The organism is Thalassobaculum sp. (assembly GCF_040219215.1).
Lineage (GTDB): Bacteria > Pseudomonadota > Alphaproteobacteria > Thalassobaculales > Thalassobaculaceae > Thalassobaculum_A.
Genome location: NZ_JAVJSX010000001.1, coordinates 37,720 through 52,937 on the forward strand (window position 1 = coordinate 37,720; position 15,218 = coordinate 52,937).

Annotated in this window: 16 protein-coding genes; 12 read left to right on the top strand and 4 right to left on the bottom strand. The window is 66.5% G+C overall.

From position 1 onward, the window contains the following. Window positions 1-132 precede the first annotated feature (132 nt). The 4 genes from RIC54_RS00215 (at window position 133) to RIC54_RS00230 (ending at window position 4,921) form a co-directional block, all read left to right on the top strand. Window positions 133-1,740 (top strand): GMC family oxidoreductase, encoded by a 1,608-nt coding sequence (locus RIC54_RS00215; protein ID WP_350097983.1) that lies wholly within the window; start codon window positions 133-135, stop codon window positions 1,738-1,740. A gap of 34 nt (window positions 1,741-1,774) precedes the next feature. Next, window positions 1,775-2,803 carry an NADPH-dependent curcumin/dihydrocurcumin reductase gene (curA, locus tag RIC54_RS00220; RefSeq protein WP_350097981.1) on the top strand — a complete coding sequence of 343 codons (1,029 nt, stop codon included), beginning with the start codon at window positions 1,775-1,777 and terminating at the stop codon, window positions 2,801-2,803. Between the two features lie 220 nt (window positions 2,804-3,023). Continuing rightward, window positions 3,024-4,244 carry a hypothetical protein gene (locus RIC54_RS00225; protein WP_350097979.1) on the top strand — a complete coding sequence of 407 codons (1,221 nt, stop codon included), beginning with the start codon at window positions 3,024-3,026 and terminating at the stop codon, window positions 4,242-4,244. Window positions 4,245-4,279: 35 nt separating this feature from the next. After that, the gene (locus RIC54_RS00230) at window positions 4,280-4,921 is read left to right on the top strand and encodes a Vgb family protein (RefSeq protein WP_350097977.1); all 642 of its coding nucleotides are present in this window, start codon (window positions 4,280-4,282) and stop codon (window positions 4,919-4,921) included. A gap of 42 nt (window positions 4,922-4,963) precedes the next feature. On the opposite strand, the gene RIC54_RS00235 is transcribed toward RIC54_RS00230, so the two are convergent. Then, window positions 4,964-6,622: a long-chain-fatty-acid--CoA ligase gene (locus RIC54_RS00235; protein ID WP_350097975.1), complete on the bottom strand. Its 1,659-nt coding sequence runs from the start codon at window positions 6,620-6,622 to the stop codon at window positions 4,964-4,966. Between the two features lie 155 nt (window positions 6,623-6,777). Between RIC54_RS00235 and RIC54_RS00240 the strand changes: the two genes are divergently transcribed. The 7 genes from RIC54_RS00240 (at window position 6,778) to RIC54_RS00270 (ending at window position 12,564) form a co-directional block, all read left to right on the top strand. Then, a complete protein-coding gene (locus tag RIC54_RS00240) occupies window positions 6,778-7,341 on the top strand; it encodes a hypothetical protein (protein ID WP_350097973.1) in 564 nt (187 codons plus the stop codon). A 90-nt stretch (window positions 7,342-7,431) separates the two neighbouring features. Continuing rightward, window positions 7,432-8,679, top strand: coding sequence for an MFS transporter (locus RIC54_RS00245; RefSeq protein ID WP_350097971.1), 1,248 nt, complete (start codon window positions 7,432-7,434; stop codon window positions 8,677-8,679). Window positions 8,680-8,760: 81 nt separating this feature from the next. Further along, entirely contained in the window at window positions 8,761-9,546 is a 786-nt protein-coding gene (locus RIC54_RS00250) for an SDR family NAD(P)-dependent oxidoreductase (RefSeq protein ID WP_350097969.1), read from the top strand. A 24-nt stretch (window positions 9,547-9,570) separates the two neighbouring features. Next, window positions 9,571-10,335, top strand: a complete 765-nt coding sequence (locus tag RIC54_RS00255) for an SDR family NAD(P)-dependent oxidoreductase (RefSeq protein ID WP_350097967.1) — start codon at window positions 9,571-9,573, stop codon at window positions 10,333-10,335. A 10-nt stretch (window positions 10,336-10,345) separates the two neighbouring features. After that, window positions 10,346-11,392 (top strand): phosphotransferase, encoded by a 1,047-nt coding sequence (locus RIC54_RS00260; protein WP_350097965.1) that lies wholly within the window; start codon window positions 10,346-10,348, stop codon window positions 11,390-11,392. Between the two features lie 129 nt (window positions 11,393-11,521). Then, a complete protein-coding gene (locus RIC54_RS00265) occupies window positions 11,522-12,268 on the top strand; it encodes a dienelactone hydrolase family protein (protein WP_350097963.1) in 747 nt (248 codons plus the stop codon). Window positions 12,269-12,273: 5 nt separating this feature from the next. After that, on the top strand, window positions 12,274-12,564 hold the full coding sequence (locus RIC54_RS00270) for a DUF6295 family protein (RefSeq protein ID WP_350097961.1): 291 nt from the start codon (window positions 12,274-12,276) through the stop codon (window positions 12,562-12,564). A 26-nt stretch (window positions 12,565-12,590) separates the two neighbouring features. Here the strand turns inward: RIC54_RS00270 and RIC54_RS00275 are convergent, their stop codons facing one another. From RIC54_RS00275 to RIC54_RS00285, 3 genes are all read right to left on the bottom strand, one after another. Next, window positions 12,591-12,920 carry a chaperone modulator CbpM gene (locus RIC54_RS00275; RefSeq protein WP_350097959.1) on the bottom strand — a complete coding sequence of 110 codons (330 nt, stop codon included), beginning with the start codon at window positions 12,918-12,920 and terminating at the stop codon, window positions 12,591-12,593. Continuing rightward, complete coding sequence (locus RIC54_RS00280) at window positions 12,917-13,831, bottom strand: DnaJ C-terminal domain-containing protein (protein WP_350097957.1); 915 nt, start codon at window positions 13,829-13,831, stop codon at window positions 12,917-12,919. Before RIC54_RS00280 ends, RIC54_RS00275 begins: the two co-directional genes overlap by 4 nt. A 160-nt stretch (window positions 13,832-13,991) precedes the next feature. Next, complete coding sequence (locus RIC54_RS00285) at window positions 13,992-14,864, bottom strand: hypothetical protein (protein WP_350097955.1); 873 nt, start codon at window positions 14,862-14,864, stop codon at window positions 13,992-13,994. Between the two features lie 32 nt (window positions 14,865-14,896). Here RIC54_RS00285 and RIC54_RS00290 point away from each other — a divergent pair, with 32 nt between their 5' ends. Next, entirely contained in the window at window positions 14,897-15,106 is a 210-nt protein-coding gene (locus RIC54_RS00290) for a hypothetical protein (protein WP_350097953.1), read from the top strand. The last annotated feature ends 112 nt before the right edge of the window (window positions 15,107-15,218 follow it).

The following is a 15,218-nucleotide window of genomic DNA, read 5'->3' on the forward strand; positions in this document are numbered from 1 at the left end:
TGAAAGGAGAACTGTTTCTGATGAGGAACCGCTCTCGTCCGGAAGTTCGGTCGAGACCGAGGCGGTACCGCGGTGCACAATCGTCGGCCAGGCAGCAACCGCCAGAGTTGCGGGCATAAGGGAGCACGGGGCGTGGATCAGGCCGAGACGTACGACTTCGTTATTGTTGGTGCCGGGTCCGCCGGATCCGCCCTGGCGTCACGCTTGACCGAGGATCCGAAGCTCAAGGTGCTGCTGCTGGAGGCGGGAGCGGCGAGCCATCCCTACACCTCCCTGCCGATGTCGTTCGGCCTGCTGATCGATCACCCGACTGCCAATTGGCGGTACCGCTCTATCCCCGAGGAGGGAACCGCCAACCGGCCGATTCCGGTGCCGCGCGGCCGCGTTGTCGGAGGGTCGTCGTCGATCAACGGGCTGGTCTACGTTCGCGGCCAGCCGATCGACTACAACACCTGGGCGCAGTTCGGAAACCGCGGTTGGAGTTTCGACGATGTGCTGCCGATCTTCCAGCGGATGGAGAACTACGAACACGGCGCCGACGACTGGCGCTCGCAGGGCGGCCCACTGCACGTCTGCGAGGCGTATGACCAGAGCCCGCTGTACGAAGCGATCTTCGCCGGCGCCGAGTCCATCGGCCTGAAGCGGAACCGGGACTACAACGGCGCCGACCAGGAGGGCGTGGTCCGCACTCAGACCACGATCCGTGACGGCCGCCGGATGAGCGCTGCGGTGGCCTACCTGAAGCCGGCACGCAACCGCCCGAACCTGCGTATCGTGGCCGATGCGCATGCCACCCGACTCCTGTTCGACGGCACCCGCTGCGTCGGCGTCGCCTACGAACAGCACGGCCGCACGCTCGAAGCGAGGGCCGGGCGGGAGGTGGTGGTATCGTCCGGCGCCGTGGCCACGCCGCAGCTGCTGGAACTATCGGGGATCGGTCGCCCGGAGGTGCTTGCTCGACACGGCATTGCCGTTCGCCATGAACTGCGGGGCGTCGGCGAGCATCTGCGTGACCATATCAACGCCCGCGTATACTGGCGGCTCAAGCAGCGGGGCCTGTCGTACAACGATCGCATCGCCGGCCTGGGAAAGGTCTGGCAGGCGATGCGCTACCTCGCGACCCGCCGTGGCTTTCTGGCCCTGCCCTCGGCGCCGCTGCTCGGGTTCCTGAAGACGCGGCCGGACCTGGAATGCCCGGACATCCAGATGCATGTGATGCCGTATGTCATCCGCGACGCGTCGCGTCGCAGCCTGCAGCCGTGGCCGGGGATGACCCTGACCTGCTACCAGTTGCGACCGGAAAGCCTGGGCTCGATTCACATCGGCTCGGCCGACCCCAGGCAGCACCCGGAGATCCGTTTCAACTTCCTGTCGGATCCGGTAGACCAGCAGACCATGGTCGACGGCGTCAAGCTGATCCGCCGGCTCGGCAACGCGGCACCCTTGGATGAATTCCGAGGCGAGGAAGTCGACCCGGGGCCGGGCATCAGCAGCGATGCGGACATCCTCGACCATATCCGTCGCACCGCAAACACCGCGTTCCACCCGATCGGCACGTGCCGGATGGCACCGGGGCCGGAAGGGGTGGTGGACGCCCGCCTGCGCGTTCATGGTCTGCAGGGCTTGCGCATCGCCGACGCATCCATCATGCCGACCATGGTATCCGGCAACACCAACGCCGCTTCTATCATGATCGGCGAGAAAGCCTCCGACCTGATTCGCGAGGACCTGCGCGCCTGAACCGAGCCGTTTGAACCACGACGAGGAAGATCCGATGAAGAGCCTGCAAGTCCGCCTCGCCAAGCGCCCAAAGGGCGAGCCGACGGCGGAGAACTTCGATATCGCCGAGGCCGAACTGCCGGCGGTCGGACCGGGGCAGATGCTGGTCCGGATCATCTGGCTGTCGCTCGATCCGTACATGCGCGGCCGGATGGACGACGCCCGATCCTATGCGAAGTCGGTGGAAATCGGCGAGGTGATGGGCGCCGGTACCGTCGGCCAGGTGATGGAATCCAACCACCCGGGATATGCCGAGGGTGACTTCGTGCTCGGCATGTTCGGCTGGCAGAGCCATGTGGTTTCGGACGGCAACGGCGTGCGCAAGCTCGATCCGGCGCTGGCGCCGCTGTCGACCTGGGTCGGCGTGATGGGCATGCCCGGCCTGACGGCGTATGTCGGCCTGCTGGACATCGGCGAACCGCAGGAGGGCGAGACGGTGGTGGTGTCGGCGGCGTCCGGGGCTGTGGGCTCGGTGGTTGGCCAGCTTGCCAAGATCAAGGGCGCGCGGGCCGTCGGCGTCGCCGGACCGGACGAGAAGGTCCGCTATGTGGTTGACGAACTCGGCTTCGACGCCTGCGTCAGTCACCGTTCGGCGACGCTGCGCGACGATCTGAAGGCGGCCTGCCCGAACGGGATCGACGTCTACTTCGAGAATGTCGGTGGGCCGACCCTGGATGCCGCCCTGTCGCTCATGAATCCGTTTGGACGGATTCCGGTATGCGGCATGATCTCGATGTACAACACCGGCCCGGTCGGCGGCGATGCCGACCGCCTGCCGGCGCTGATGCGCCGGGTTCTGACCGATCGGCTGAAGATCCAGGGCTTCATCGTCTCGGACCGGGGTAACCGCCACAAGGCGTTTATGAAAGAAGTTGGTGGCTATCTTCGGGAGGGGCGCATCAAGTATCGGGAGTCGATTACGGTCGGCCTGGAGAACGCCCCTAAGACCTTCATCGGCCTGCTACGCGGCGAGAACTTCGGCAAGCAGTTGATTCAGGTCTCGGAGGATCCGACGCGCGGCTGATCCGGACGCTGGCGGGCGACGGCGGTCACGACGGCCGTCATCATCAGGTCGATCCTCAGTATGTGTCGGTCTCGTGGCGCCGAGCAGGCCACCCCGAAAGCGACCCCTCCTGTGCGCGCGACCGCGTTTGTGGCGTTCTCGGCGACGGACTGGCTGGTGGTTGTCGACTGGTTCGGTCCGGGCGCTGAGCCATGGATGTGACAACTGTGTCGGGAACTCGATGGACTCGCTGATCACGGCGGCGGCACGGGCTCTGGCGTCCGGAGATCCACTAGGGGCACTGAATCGAGTGGCCCTGCGTGATGATGCTCCTGCGCTGGCGCTTCGCGGTGTCGCGATGGCGCAGCTTGGCGAAATGGCTCGGGCAAAGACCCTCCTGCGGGATGCGGCGCGAGGCTTTGGCCCCAAGGAGCCAGTGGCCCGTGCGCGGTGCGTGGTTGCCGAGGCGGAGATCGCGCTGGTCTCACGCGACCTGGGATGGCCTGTAAAGGATCTCGATGCAGCACGGGTGACACTCCTGAGGCACGGCGACCGGGGGAACGCCGACCATGCAGGATATCTTGCGGCCCGGCGCCTGCTGCTGATCGGCCGGCTCGACGAGGCCGAGCAAGCGCTGGCAGCACTCGATCCCGGCCGGTTGCCGCCCGCGTCCAGGGTCGGCTACGAACTGGTTGTTGCGGGCATAGCAATGCGGCGACTGGCGACCACGCCGGCGCGCGACGCGCTCGCGCGCGCCATGGATGCCGCCCGCCATGCCGGTATTCATGGCCTGATCGCGGAGGTCGATAGCGCATCGCTGGCGCTCAGCACGCCTGCGGCCCGCCTGATCGCGCAGGGCGAGGAACGACTGCTGCGGCTAGACGAGGTCGAGGCGCTGTTGGCATCGGATGCGCTGGTCGTGGACGCATGCCGCTGTGTCGTGCGCGATGCCGACGTGGTGGTATCGCTCGCGACCCGACCGGTGCTGTTCGCGCTCGTGCGAACCCTGGCGGAGGCATGGCCCTGGGATGCGCCCCGGGACGGTCTGCTGGCACGCGCGTTCCGCGCGAGGTTCGTGGACGAATCGCACCGGGCGCGGTTGCGGGTGGAGATCGGCCGGCTTCGCACGGAGCTTGGAGCGCTCGCCGGGGTACGGGCAACCAAGCAAGGGTTCGTCCTGATGCCAAATGACGGCCGGCGGGTAGTCGTGTTGGTACCGCCGGTCGAGGAGGAGCACGCGGCGCTGCTCGCGTTGCTGGCTGACGGTGAAACTTGGTCAAGTTCTGCGCTGGCGATTGCGCTTGGGACCAGCCAGCGGACCGTTCAGCGTGCTCTCGATGCGCTCGCGGTGGCCGGGCGGGTGCAAATGGTCGGTCGCGGGCGGGCGCGTCGTTGGATGAGCCCGCCGGTGCCTGGTTTCCCGACAACCTTGTTACTCCCGGCCCCGCTGCCGAGCCACTAAGTCTAGCCCGTCAATCGAACCGAGAGGTTGGACAGATGAAACGAGCCGCAGCCGACGTCATTCAGGAGTACGGGCCATTTCAAGGTGTCGACGAGGTAGCCGGCGTCACCTGCGACGGTCGTCAAATCTGGTTCGCATCCGGCGACAAGCTGAACGCCCTCGATCCCGCGAGCGGCAAGATCGGGCGCACGATCGATGTCGCGGCTCACGCCGGAACGGCCTTTGACGGCCGGTACCTGTTCCAGATTGCCGAGGATCGCATCCAGAAGATCGACCCGACGACCGGCGAGGTGCAGTCCACGATCCCGGCGCCCGGTGGTGGCGGCGATTCCGGGCTCGCCTGGGCCGAAGGCTCCCTCTGGGTCGGACAGCACCGCGATCGGAAGATCCACCAGATCGACCCCGGGACCGGGGCCATTCTGCGCACCATCGAGTCCAATCGCTTCGTCACCGGCGTCACCTGGGTCGATGGCGAGCTGTGGCATGGAACATGGGAAGCCAACGAGAGCGAGCTGCGGCGAATCGATCCGCAATCTGGCGAGGTCCTGCAAAGCCTCGACATGCCGCCGGGAACCAACATCTCCGGGGTGGAGTCCGACGGTGGAGACCGCTTCTACTGCGGGGGAGGTGATAGCGGAACGGTGCGGGTGGTCCGCCGGCCGGCTCATAGGCCCTGAATTCCACCGCACCTCCGCCGTCCAAGCCAGCGGCCTGTCCATTCAAGGGGCGGGCCGCTCCGCGATGGTGGGCAGAACATGGTCCTTGAACCGCTCGCGCAACTGCAGCTTCGACAGCTTGCCGGTGGCGGTGTGCGGCAGATCGTCGACGAACAGCACGTCGTCGGGCAGCCACCATTTAGCGACCTTGTCGCTGAGGAAGCTTCGGATCTCCTCCGCGGTCGCCGTCTGTTCCTCCTTCAGCACGGCGATCAACAGCGGACGCTCCGACCATTTCGGATGGGACGCCGCGATCACCGCGCATTCCTGGATCGCGGGATGGCCGATGGCGGCATTCTCCAAGTCGATCGAACTGATCCATTCGCCACCTGACTTGATGACGTCCTTGGTGCGGTCGACGATGAACAGGAACCCGTCCGGGTCGATGCGCGCCACGTCGCCGGTGCGCAGCCAGCCTTCGGCGTCGTGCGAGGCGGCGTTCGCGTCGTCGTCGTTGAAATAGGCGGACATCACGGCCGGGCCGCGCACCAGCAGCTCGCCGAACGCCACGCCATCGTGTGGCAGGCGCTTGCCGTCCTCGTCGACGATCTTCAGGTCGCAGCCGAACAGCCGGCGGCCCTGGGACGCCTTGTAGGGCAGTTGCTCCTCGCGCGGCTGCTTGCGCATCTTCTCGTTCAGCACGGTGAGCGAGCCGACCGGGCTCATCTCCGTCATGCCCCAGCCGTGCGTGATGTTCAGGCCGTAGTTCAACTCCAGTTCGCGGATCAGCGGGCCGGGAGCTGCCGACCCGCCGGTCAGCACCACCTGCAGGCCGGCCGGGGCCCGGCCCTGCTTGCGCATCTCGGCGGCCAAGCCGAGCCAGACCGTCGGCACGCCCCAGGCGGCGGTCACGTTCTCCTGGTCCAGCAGGGTGAACAGGCTGGGGCCGTCGAGCCGCGGCCCCGGAAACACGATTTTGGTGCCGGTCAGCGGCATCAGGTAGGGCAAGCCCCAGGCATTGACGTGGAACAGCGGAACCACCGGCAGGATCGACTGACCCGGCCGCAGCCCGATGCCGTCGGCGACCGCCAGCACACCCAAGGTATGCAGGATGGTCGAGCGATGCGAGTACAGCACGCCCTTGGGATTACCGGTGGTGCCGGAGGTGTAGCAGAGCCCCGCGGCGGAGTTCTCGTCGAACTCCGGCCATTCGATGGTCTCGGGCTGCCCGGCCAGCAGTTCCTCGTAGCAGAGGACGCCCTCGAGCGCGGTGTCGGGCATGTGGGCGCGGTCGGTCATCACCACGGTTCGCATCGTCGAGGGCAAACCCGCTGCCAGCTTCTCGACCAGTGGCACGAAGGTCGCATCGACGAACAGCAGCCGGTCTGCGGCATGGTTGACGATGTAGGTGATCTGATCGGGAAACAGCCGAGGGTTGATGGTGTGGCACACCGCGCCGATGCCGGCGATCGCGTAGTAGAGCTCGAAATGCCGGTAGCCGTTCCAGGCCAGGGTCGCCACCCGGTCGCCTGGCTTGATCCCGTAATCCTGCAGCCAGCGCGCCAATTGGGCGATGCGGCGGCGCGAGTCGACGTAGGTGTAGCGGTGCACATCACCTTCTACGCGGGCGGAGACGATCTCGGTGTCGGAGCGGATCTCCGCCGCGAAGTCGATGATGCTGGAGATCAGCAACGGGCGATCCATCATCAGGCCGCGCAGCATTCGGTGTCCTCCCTGGTTCGGTGCGTCGAGCGCGCCGTTGCCGAAACGATAGCAACGTCGCGGCGCTGCGACGAGGGGTAGCGGGCCGCCGGAACCCGCGTCGCCCGATGCGGTTCAGGAACCAGCAAGCCTACCGGAATCCGGGGATGGACATCATGACGGTTGAGACGGCCACGAGGCTGTACCTGCTCTATGTGGTCATGCCGATCTGGCTGGTTGCCGGCTTCGCCGACTATCTGTGCCACCGGGCCAGCCGGATCGCCGAGACGAGCGGCTGGAAGGAATCGGCGATTCACATCCTGATGCTCGTTCAGGCGGGCACTCCGGTGCTGCTGGGGCTGCTTCTGGACGTCAACGCCTTGGTCATCGCCGTGATGATCGCTGCGTTCGTGCTGCATGAGGTCACGGCCCACTGGGACCTGGCGTACGCTTGGCGGCGGCGTGAGATCACCCCGACCGAGCAGCATGTACACAACTACCTCGCGGTTATCCCCTTCATGGCGATGTCCCTTGTTCTGGTCCTGCACTGGCCGCAGGCGTTGGCGTTGATCGGTCTGGGCCAGGAGCAGGCCGACTGGGCCGTGCGATTTAAGGCCGAACCGCTGCCGGTCGAGTACGTTGCGGGTGTCCTGTCGGCGATCGCGGTGTTCGAAATCCTGCCCTATGCCGAGGAGTTGTTGCGGGGTATCCGGGCACGGCGCCGAACCGGCGGACGATAGCCGTCGGAAAGCCGCAAAATCTCTTGGCGAGCGCTGCGGTCGAGCGCCTAATGCTGGTCCGATTGAAACCCTTATTTTGCTGGCTCCATCATGCAGTTGGGACGCCCCGTCTTCTTCAAGCGGCTGGGCGCGCCCGGGGCCGAAGCATTCGCGGTGCTGTTCGCACTGGAATCCTTCGCCCGGGCGTTGCTGTCGACCGTGTTGCCGATCGAGGCCTTTCGGTTTCTCGGCGACGCGGAGGGCGTGAGTTCGGTGTTCTTCGGGGCCAGCCTGTGTGCGCTGGCCACCAGCCTGTGCATCCCCTGGCTGGTCCGCCAGACAGCCCGGCGCTGGGTGTACTCGATCGGGTTTCTCGGTCTCGCTCTGGCACCGGTCTTCTATGTGGTGCCGGTGTTCGAGGGCTTCATGGCGGGCATGGTGGTGCGGGCCGTGGGCACAGTCGCCGTCACGGTGTGCCTAAGCCTCTACATTCTCGATTTCATCGCCAAGAAGGACCTGAGCCGGTCGGAGCCGATGCGGTTGTTCTACTCGGCGGCGGCGTGGTGCACTGGCCCGTTCCTCGGCGTGTGGCTGGGCGAGCACATGGGGCGCGAGGTGCCGTACATTGCCTCGGCCGGGGTGGCGCTGGTCGCGCTGGGGTATTTCTGGTTCCTGCGCATCACCGAGAACCCGGCGGTCGTGCAGAAGGCGGTGCCGGTGCCCACGCCGCTCGCCTATGTCCGACGCTACTTCGCGCAACCGCGCCTGCGGCTCGCCTGGGTTATGACCACCGGCCGCAACGTGTGGTGGGTGGTGTTCTTCATCTATGTTCCGATCTACGCGGTCAAAAGCGGCTTGGGCCCCGAGGTCGGCGGAGCGATCGTCTCGGTCGGCACCAGCTTCCTGTTCCTGACCCCGCTGTCGGGCCAACTGGTGCGGCGCGAGGGCATCCGGCGGGTTTTCATGGCCGGCTTCATGCTGGCAGCGATCACGACGGTACTGGTCGCGGCGTTCTGGGGGCATCCCTGGATCAGCGTCGCGCTGATCATCTGCGCGGCATTGGGCATGAGCGCCATCGACGCCGGCGGCAACATGCTGTTCCTGTTCGCGGTGCGCCGGCACGAGCGGGCCGAGATGACGACCGTCTACTCGACTTACCGCGATGTCGCCGACATCGTTCCGCCAGGCGTCTTCTCGGTCCTTCTGCGGGTGTTCGAATTGCCTGTGGTGTTCGTGGTCGGCGGCGCGGTGACATTCTGCCTGTCGCTGCTGGCCTGCCGGATTCACCCACGCGTCGGTCGTGAGGCGCGTGGGCGCCCAGGGGGTGGGACATCGCCGCTCGGCGAGCCCGCCGAATAGCCAGCGCCCGCCTCGACAGGCTGTCCCGCCCTACCTAAGCTTGCCGCCGCCGCCCGAACGGCGGCGAGGGAGGATGCACGCATGGCCGCCGGACAGAACCGGGTTGCCGGGAAGATCGCGCTGGTGACGGGGGCGGCGTCGGGTATCGGCCGGGCGATCGCGCATGCATTGGCCGAGCAGGGGGCCACCGTGCTGGTCGCGGATATCGATGAGAATACCGCGCTTGCCGTGGTCGCCGAGATCGTCGATGCGGGCGGATCGGCGGAAGCGGTTCCGCTTGACGTCACCAACGAGGACCAGTGGGTCGAGGCCATTGATGAAGCGCTGGAACGTCACCAACGGCTCGACATCCTGGTGAATAACGCCGGCATCGGCGGCGGGGACGGCTCGATCGAGGACATGACGGTGGTAGGGTGGCGCCGGATCCAGGCAGTCAACTCCGAAGGTGTGATGCTGGGCTGCAAGCACGGGGTGCGGGCCATGAAGCAGTCCGGCGGCGGCTCGATCGTGAACATGTCGAGCATCGCGGGGATCGTCGGCGCCCCACAACTGGCTGCCTACTGCGCGTCGAAGGGCGCGGTGCGGATGCTCACCAAGTCGGTCGCGCTGCATTGCGCGCGCAAGGGCTACGGCATCCGCTGCAATTCCGTACATCCGTCCTATACCGACACCCCGATGGTCGACCGCATGGTCGCCGCCCACCGCGACCCCGAGCGGATGCGCGCCGCCCTGCAGAGCGCCAGTCCGCTCGGTCGCATGGGGGAGCCGGCGGATGTGGCCGGGGCCGTGCTGTATCTCGCCAGCGACGACGCAGCCTTCGTGACCGGCACTGAACTGGTCGTCGACGGCGGTGTCACCGCAACCTGATCCCGTAGCCAAGGACGTTCCGCGATGTTTGAACTCACCGACAAGGTTGCCCTGATCACCGGCTCGTCGCGCGGTATCGGCCGGGCCATTGCCGAGACCATGGCGAAGCAGGGCGCCAAGGTCGTGGTGTCCAGCCGCAAGCAGGAGGCCTGCGACGCGGTGGTCGCCGAGATCCAAGCGGCCGGCGGCCAAGCCATCGCCGTGCCATGCAACATCGGCCGCAAGGAGGATCTGGAAACACTGGTCGCGGCCACCAGGAGGGCTTACGGCAAAATTGATGTGCTGGTGTGCAACGCCGCCACCAACCCGGTGTTCGGCCCGATGCACGAGGTCTCCGACGAGGCCTACGACAAGATCATGACCACCAACGTCAAGAGCGCGTTCTGGCTCTGCAACATGGTGGCCCCGCAGATGGCCGAGCGGAACGCCGGCTCGATCATCGTGATCTCGTCAATCGCCTCGCTGTACGGCAACCGCAAGCTTGGCCTGTACGGCATCTCCAAGGCCGCGGAGCAGCAGTTCGTGCGCAATCTGGCGGTCGAGTGGGGTGGCCACAACATCCGCGCCAACGCCATCGCCCCTGGCCTGATACGCACCGATTTTGCCCGCGCTCTGTGGGAGGACCCCAAGCGGCTGGCGATCATGGAGGCGATCACCCCGCTGAAACGGATCGGCGAGCCGGTGGAGATCGCAGCCCTTGCCACCTTCCTGGCCTCAGACAGCGCCTCGTTCATCACCGGCCAGACCATCGTCGCCGATGGCGGTCGGACCATCGGCGACCCCTCCTGAGGCGCGGGGCATGACAGTTCTCGGCCCGGTAACCGACGCCCACCGCTTCGACGAGGCGGCGCTGGCCCGCTTCCTGGCTGACCAGGGCTTGCCTGGTGCGGAACGCGGCCTGCAAGTCATGCAGTTCCAGGGTGGCCAGTCGAATCCGACCTTTCATGTCGAGGCCGGCGACGATGCCTATGTCCTGCGCAAAAAACCGCCGGGTACCCTCTTGCCGTCGGCCCACATGGTGGAGCGCGAATACCGGGTGATGGCCGCGTTGGCCGCCACCGACGTGCCCGTACCGGTGATGCGCCTGCTGTGCGAGGACACGTCGGTCATCGGCACGGCGTTCTACGTGATGGACTACCTGGAAGGCCGGATACCGGGTGAACCGTCCCTGGACGAAGGCTTCGACCCGGATGAGCGTGCCGCGATCTGGGATTCCATGAACGACGCGCTGGCCAGGTTGCACAAGGTCGATCCGGCGGCGGTTGGCCTCGAGGGATTCGGCAAGCCCGCCAATTACGTCGGCCGCCAGTTGGATCGTTGGACCAGGCAGTTCGAGGCTTCGAAGACCGACCCGATGCCCGACATGGACGCGCTGATCGACTGGCTGACTGCCCACGAGCCACCGCCCGACGAGGTGTCGATCGTCCACGGTGATTTCCGGCTGCCGAACCTGATGCTGCACCCGACCGAACCGCGGGTGATCGCGATCCTGGACTGGGAGTTGTCCACGCTCGGCCACCCGCTGTCCGACCTCGCCTACAACTGCATGCCCTACCGCATGCCGTATGACGAGAAGGCGCTCAAAGGCATGGTCGGCCTCGATCTGGCGGCCCTCGGAATCCCGGCGGAGCACGACTACATCGCTGCCTACTGCCGCCGTACCGGGCGCGCTGGCATCCCGAATCTGCCGTTCTTCCAGGCGTTCTCATTCTTCCGGTTGGCCGCGATCTGTCAGGGCGTTTACGCCCGCGGACTGGCCGGCAACGCGAGTTCCCTGGACGCCCTGGAGGTCGGGGCGAAGGCGCCGCGGCTGGCGCAGATCGGCTGGGAGATCGCGTCGGGGTGATCTGGGCCCGAATGCGACAACGGTCAAACCCGGCTATGCGATGCCAATGCTCGCCGTGCTAGGCTTTCCGGCCGCCCAACGGATCCATCGGCGGCTGCTCCCGTCCTGCGTGCCCGAGAGGTGACGACCATGGCCTACGAAAGCATGATCGCGGAATCCGTGACCATTCCCGGCAACAACCACGAACCGATCTCGGCCTACGCTGCGCGGCCGATGGGACCGGGACCGTTCCCGGGCGTGGTCCTGATCCACCACCTGCCTGGCTGGGGTGAGTTCTACCGGGAGATGACCCGCAAGTTCGCCCATCACGGCTACGCCGCCATCAGCCACAACCTCTATCACCGGCTCGGCGAGGGGCATGCCGACGACGTCGCGGCAAAGGCACGGGCGGAAGGCGGGGTGGCCGACGACCAGATGGTCGGCGACACCGAGGGTGCGGTCGAATGGCTGCGCGCCCAACCTTATGTCGGCAGCAAGGTTGGGTTGATCGGCAGCTGTTCGGGGGGGCGCCAAGCGTTCCTGTACGCCTGCCGGCGTGACAACGTCGACGCGGTGGTCGAGCTGTGGGGCGGGCGCGTCGTGCAGGCCGAGGACGACCGTCCGGCCAAGCAACCGATACCGCCGATCTCGCTGACCAAGGATCTGAGCTGCCCGCTGCTGGGATTGTTCGGCAACGATGACCGCGCGCCGAGTCCGGAGCAGGTCGACCAGCACGAGGCTGAGCTGAAGGCTCACAACAAGGACTATGCGTTCCACCGCTACGACGGTGCCGGCCACGGCTTCTTCTACTACCACCGGCCAATGTACCGGGTCGAACAGGCGATGGACGGCTGGGAGAAGATCTTCGCGTTCTTCAGCAAGCATCTGGCGGGGTAGGCATCATGTGTACGTCCATTGTCGAGGTCGTCCGCGCCGAGGGGGCGGGCAAGAGCATGGACGGGTGGTTCCCGGTGTCCCATGCCGTGGTGTCTTACGATCACCCGAACCACGCGCTGCTGGACGACGCCATCATCATCGATTTCGTCAATCAGGATCGCGGACCTGGCGCGCGGGCGGCGGTAGAGCTGACGTTGGAATCGGCAAAAGCCCTGCAGGGCGCGCTCGCCCGCGCGATTGCTGCCGCCGAGGCCGAGGAGAACGAGTTGCCGCGGCTGCGCGCCACCGCTGCGTAGGCGGTAGCGGGGCGCGCGCAGCAACGTCAGGTTCCGTCCCGGGCCTGAACATGTTCGGCGATACGCCCCCGGACCGCATCGTCCTGTTGGGCGATCGCTTCATCCAGCAGCCGCAGGCGGCGCTTCAGGCCGTGCACCTGGTCGACCAGGGACAGGATGATCGGCACCGCGTCATCGTTGACCTGAAGATCCTCGGTCAATTCAGCGATCAGACGCAACCGGGCCACATCCAGATCATCAAAGGCATGGCCACGATCCCCGCGCGCCGGGCGCACCCATTCCTGCTCGATGCAGATCCGCAGCCGAGTGCGGGTCAGCCCCCGGATCTGGGCCAGAACGTCGGTTTCCAGCATCATGGGTTGCGTCCTTTCCAGCCTGAGCGGGGATCGTAGCCTCCGGCCTCACGCAACGATTCCATGGCGGATTTCAACCGCTCGCCCACGGTCTCCGGCAGCACGATCTTCAGTTCGACCAATTGGTCGCCCGCCACCGATTTCGGGCCGCGCACGCCCTTGCCCTTCAGGCGCAGAACCTTGCCGGTGCTGGAGCCGGGCGGTATCCGCAGCTTGACCCGACCTGAGACGGTCGGCACGTCAACCGAGGCTCCCAGCACCGCCTCGTCGATCGATATCGGAAGTTCGATGCGGATGTCGTTGGCCTTGCGATCGAACAACGGATGCGATGCCACCGCGATGTCGATCAGCGCATCGCCTGGCGGACCGTCGTTGAGCCCCGGCTGGCCCCGTCCGGCGAGGCGGATGGTCTGGCCATCGGCGATGCCCGCGGGAATCGATATGTCGAGCGTGGCGCCGTCCGGGGTGGTGACCCGGCGGGTGGCGCCGTTGACCGCATCGAGAAACCCGATCTCCAGGTGGTAGCGCAGGTCGGCGCCACGGAGCCGCATTCGCCCGCCGCCTCGTGCGCCGCCAAAGCCGGCCCGGCCGAACAGGTCGCTGAGATCGTCGAAGCCGGTATCCGGTTCGTAGCGATGCCTGGCGCCGGTGTCGGCGTACTGCCGGTAGAAACGGCGGTCCGGCATTTCCGCACCCGTGGCATCGATCTCGCCGGCGTCATAGCGGCGTCGGCGCTCCGGATCGCGCAAGAAGTCGTAGGCGGCGGACACGGTCTTGAACCGCTCCTCCATCGCCGCGTCGCCGGCGTTGATGTCGGGGTGAAGCTTGCGCGCCAGGGCGCGATAGGCGGACTTGATTTGAGCGTCGGTTGCGGTGCGCTCGACACCGAGCACGGTATAGGGATCGTCGGTCACGACACGGAACCTCGTGAGTGATCGGTAACGCGGTGGTTTCGTAGCACCGTTAATCTGGTGTGAAATTGAGGCAGCGCATTGGCATCGTCCCGGCGGTGGTCGGGGACCATTGCCGGGACGATGGTTTGCAATCGATCAACCGTGCGGATCGGCGAGGTCGTCAGACGAGGTCGCGCTGGCGTCCGCCGATGGCAGCGGCCACCCCGGCGATGAAGGCGCCGACGAACAACGACAGCGCCGATACCAGCGCGATAGTCAGTCCGGCCTTGCGCGCGTCTTCGGCGGCTGCCTTGGCCTCGGACTTGGTGGTCTCGATCTGGCCGAGGACGTCGTTCACGCGCGCCTGCGCGTCGCTGGGCGACATGCCGGTGCGGGTCGCGACCAGATGCGCCAGTTGCACCTTGTCCGACGCGGGAACGTCTCCCTTTGTCAGCCCGATGACCAGGATCCGCGACGCTTCGCCCTTGGCATCGTCATCGCTCGGGTCGATTCCAGGCGCCTCAATACCGGTCGCGGTCGACGCGCCGCCCGGTCGGAACAGCATGTCCGCGAAATAGTCGGTCGGCACGGCGGTCCGGGCCGGCGCGTCGGCGGAGTCCTGGACGGTGAAGGCCACAACGGCCGATCCGCCGCTTCGCACGGTGGCAGCACCACCGGCCACCAGCAGGCCGGTGACGAGCACCGTGGCGAGGGCCCACACCAGGAGCCCGTGGGCGGTGTCCCGGAAGAGCACCTCGTCGCGGTCGACGCCCGGCCAGCGCAGGCGCATCCGACCGGCGACGTACCCGCCAATGCCCGATGACGCCCATTGGGTGAACACCAACCAGGCGGCGGCAGAAGCGGCGATTGCCGTGGTTCCGGCGCCTTGTGCCGACCAGGGAGACACCATCGTCAGGCCGATGCCCGTACCAAGGATCAGCAGGACAAGGGACAGTGCGCTGGCTGCCAGGGCCCCTGCGATGATTGCGGCCCACGACACGCAGGAGCCAGAAGCATCCTGGCTGTCCACGAGTTCCGGTGAAACGGAGACCATGGTCGTCTCCCTACAGGATCAGGAAAAGCAGGATGATGATCGGGATCGGAACCCCGAGCAGCCACAACAGAATTCCGCCCGCCATGCTTTTCTCCACGGATTGGGGTTACAGGATGATGCCGGGCGCCCCGCGGATGCCCGACCTGTCGACAACCCGGACGGGCGTTCTTCGTTCCCGTGAAGCGGCGTTCCGGAACCGCCTGGTGCTGCGGCAGGCGGGCGGCGAATTGCGCCGACAGTGAACGGGCGTCGTGCCGCGAGCGGGCGAGTGGGCGCCTTCACCGTGGTTTCGGCTTCCTGCTAGGGTCGGACCGGTTCGGTAACGTCGGTGCCGGACACCGGAACTCCCACTGG

Bases quoted from the DNA above. Each gene is read 5' to 3' on its own strand.
- curA (WP_350097981.1), top strand. From the start codon at position 1,775: ATGAAGAGCCTGCAAGTCCGCCTCGCCAAGCGCCCAAAGGGCGAGCCG.
- RIC54_RS00225 (WP_350097979.1), top strand. From the start codon at position 3,024: ATGGACTCGCTGATCACGGCGGCGGCACGGGCTCTGGCGTCCGGAGAT.
- RIC54_RS00230 (WP_350097977.1), top strand. From the start codon at position 4,280: ATGAAACGAGCCGCAGCCGACGTCATTCAGGAGTACGGGCCATTTCAA.
- RIC54_RS00235 (WP_350097975.1), bottom strand. From the start codon at position 6,622: ATGCTGCGCGGCCTGATGATGGATCGCCCGTTGCTGATCTCCAGCATC.
- RIC54_RS00240 (WP_350097973.1), top strand. From the start codon at position 6,778: ATGACGGTTGAGACGGCCACGAGGCTGTACCTGCTCTATGTGGTCATG.
- RIC54_RS00245 (WP_350097971.1), top strand. From the start codon at position 7,432: ATGCAGTTGGGACGCCCCGTCTTCTTCAAGCGGCTGGGCGCGCCCGGG.
- RIC54_RS00250 (WP_350097969.1), top strand. From the start codon at position 8,761: ATGGCCGCCGGACAGAACCGGGTTGCCGGGAAGATCGCGCTGGTGACG.
- RIC54_RS00255 (WP_350097967.1), top strand. From the start codon at position 9,571: ATGTTTGAACTCACCGACAAGGTTGCCCTGATCACCGGCTCGTCGCGC.
- RIC54_RS00260 (WP_350097965.1), top strand. From the start codon at position 10,346: ATGACAGTTCTCGGCCCGGTAACCGACGCCCACCGCTTCGACGAGGCG.
- RIC54_RS00265 (WP_350097963.1), top strand. From the start codon at position 11,522: ATGGCCTACGAAAGCATGATCGCGGAATCCGTGACCATTCCCGGCAAC.
- RIC54_RS00270 (WP_350097961.1), top strand. From the start codon at position 12,274: ATGTGTACGTCCATTGTCGAGGTCGTCCGCGCCGAGGGGGCGGGCAAG.
- RIC54_RS00275 (WP_350097959.1), bottom strand. From the start codon at position 12,920: ATGATGCTGGAAACCGACGTTCTGGCCCAGATCCGGGGGCTGACCCGC.
- RIC54_RS00285 (WP_350097955.1), bottom strand. From the start codon at position 14,864: ATGGTCTCCGTTTCACCGGAACTCGTGGACAGCCAGGATGCTTCTGGC.
- RIC54_RS00290 (WP_350097953.1), top strand. From the start codon at position 14,897: ATGATGATCGGGATCGGAACCCCGAGCAGCCACAACAGAATTCCGCCC.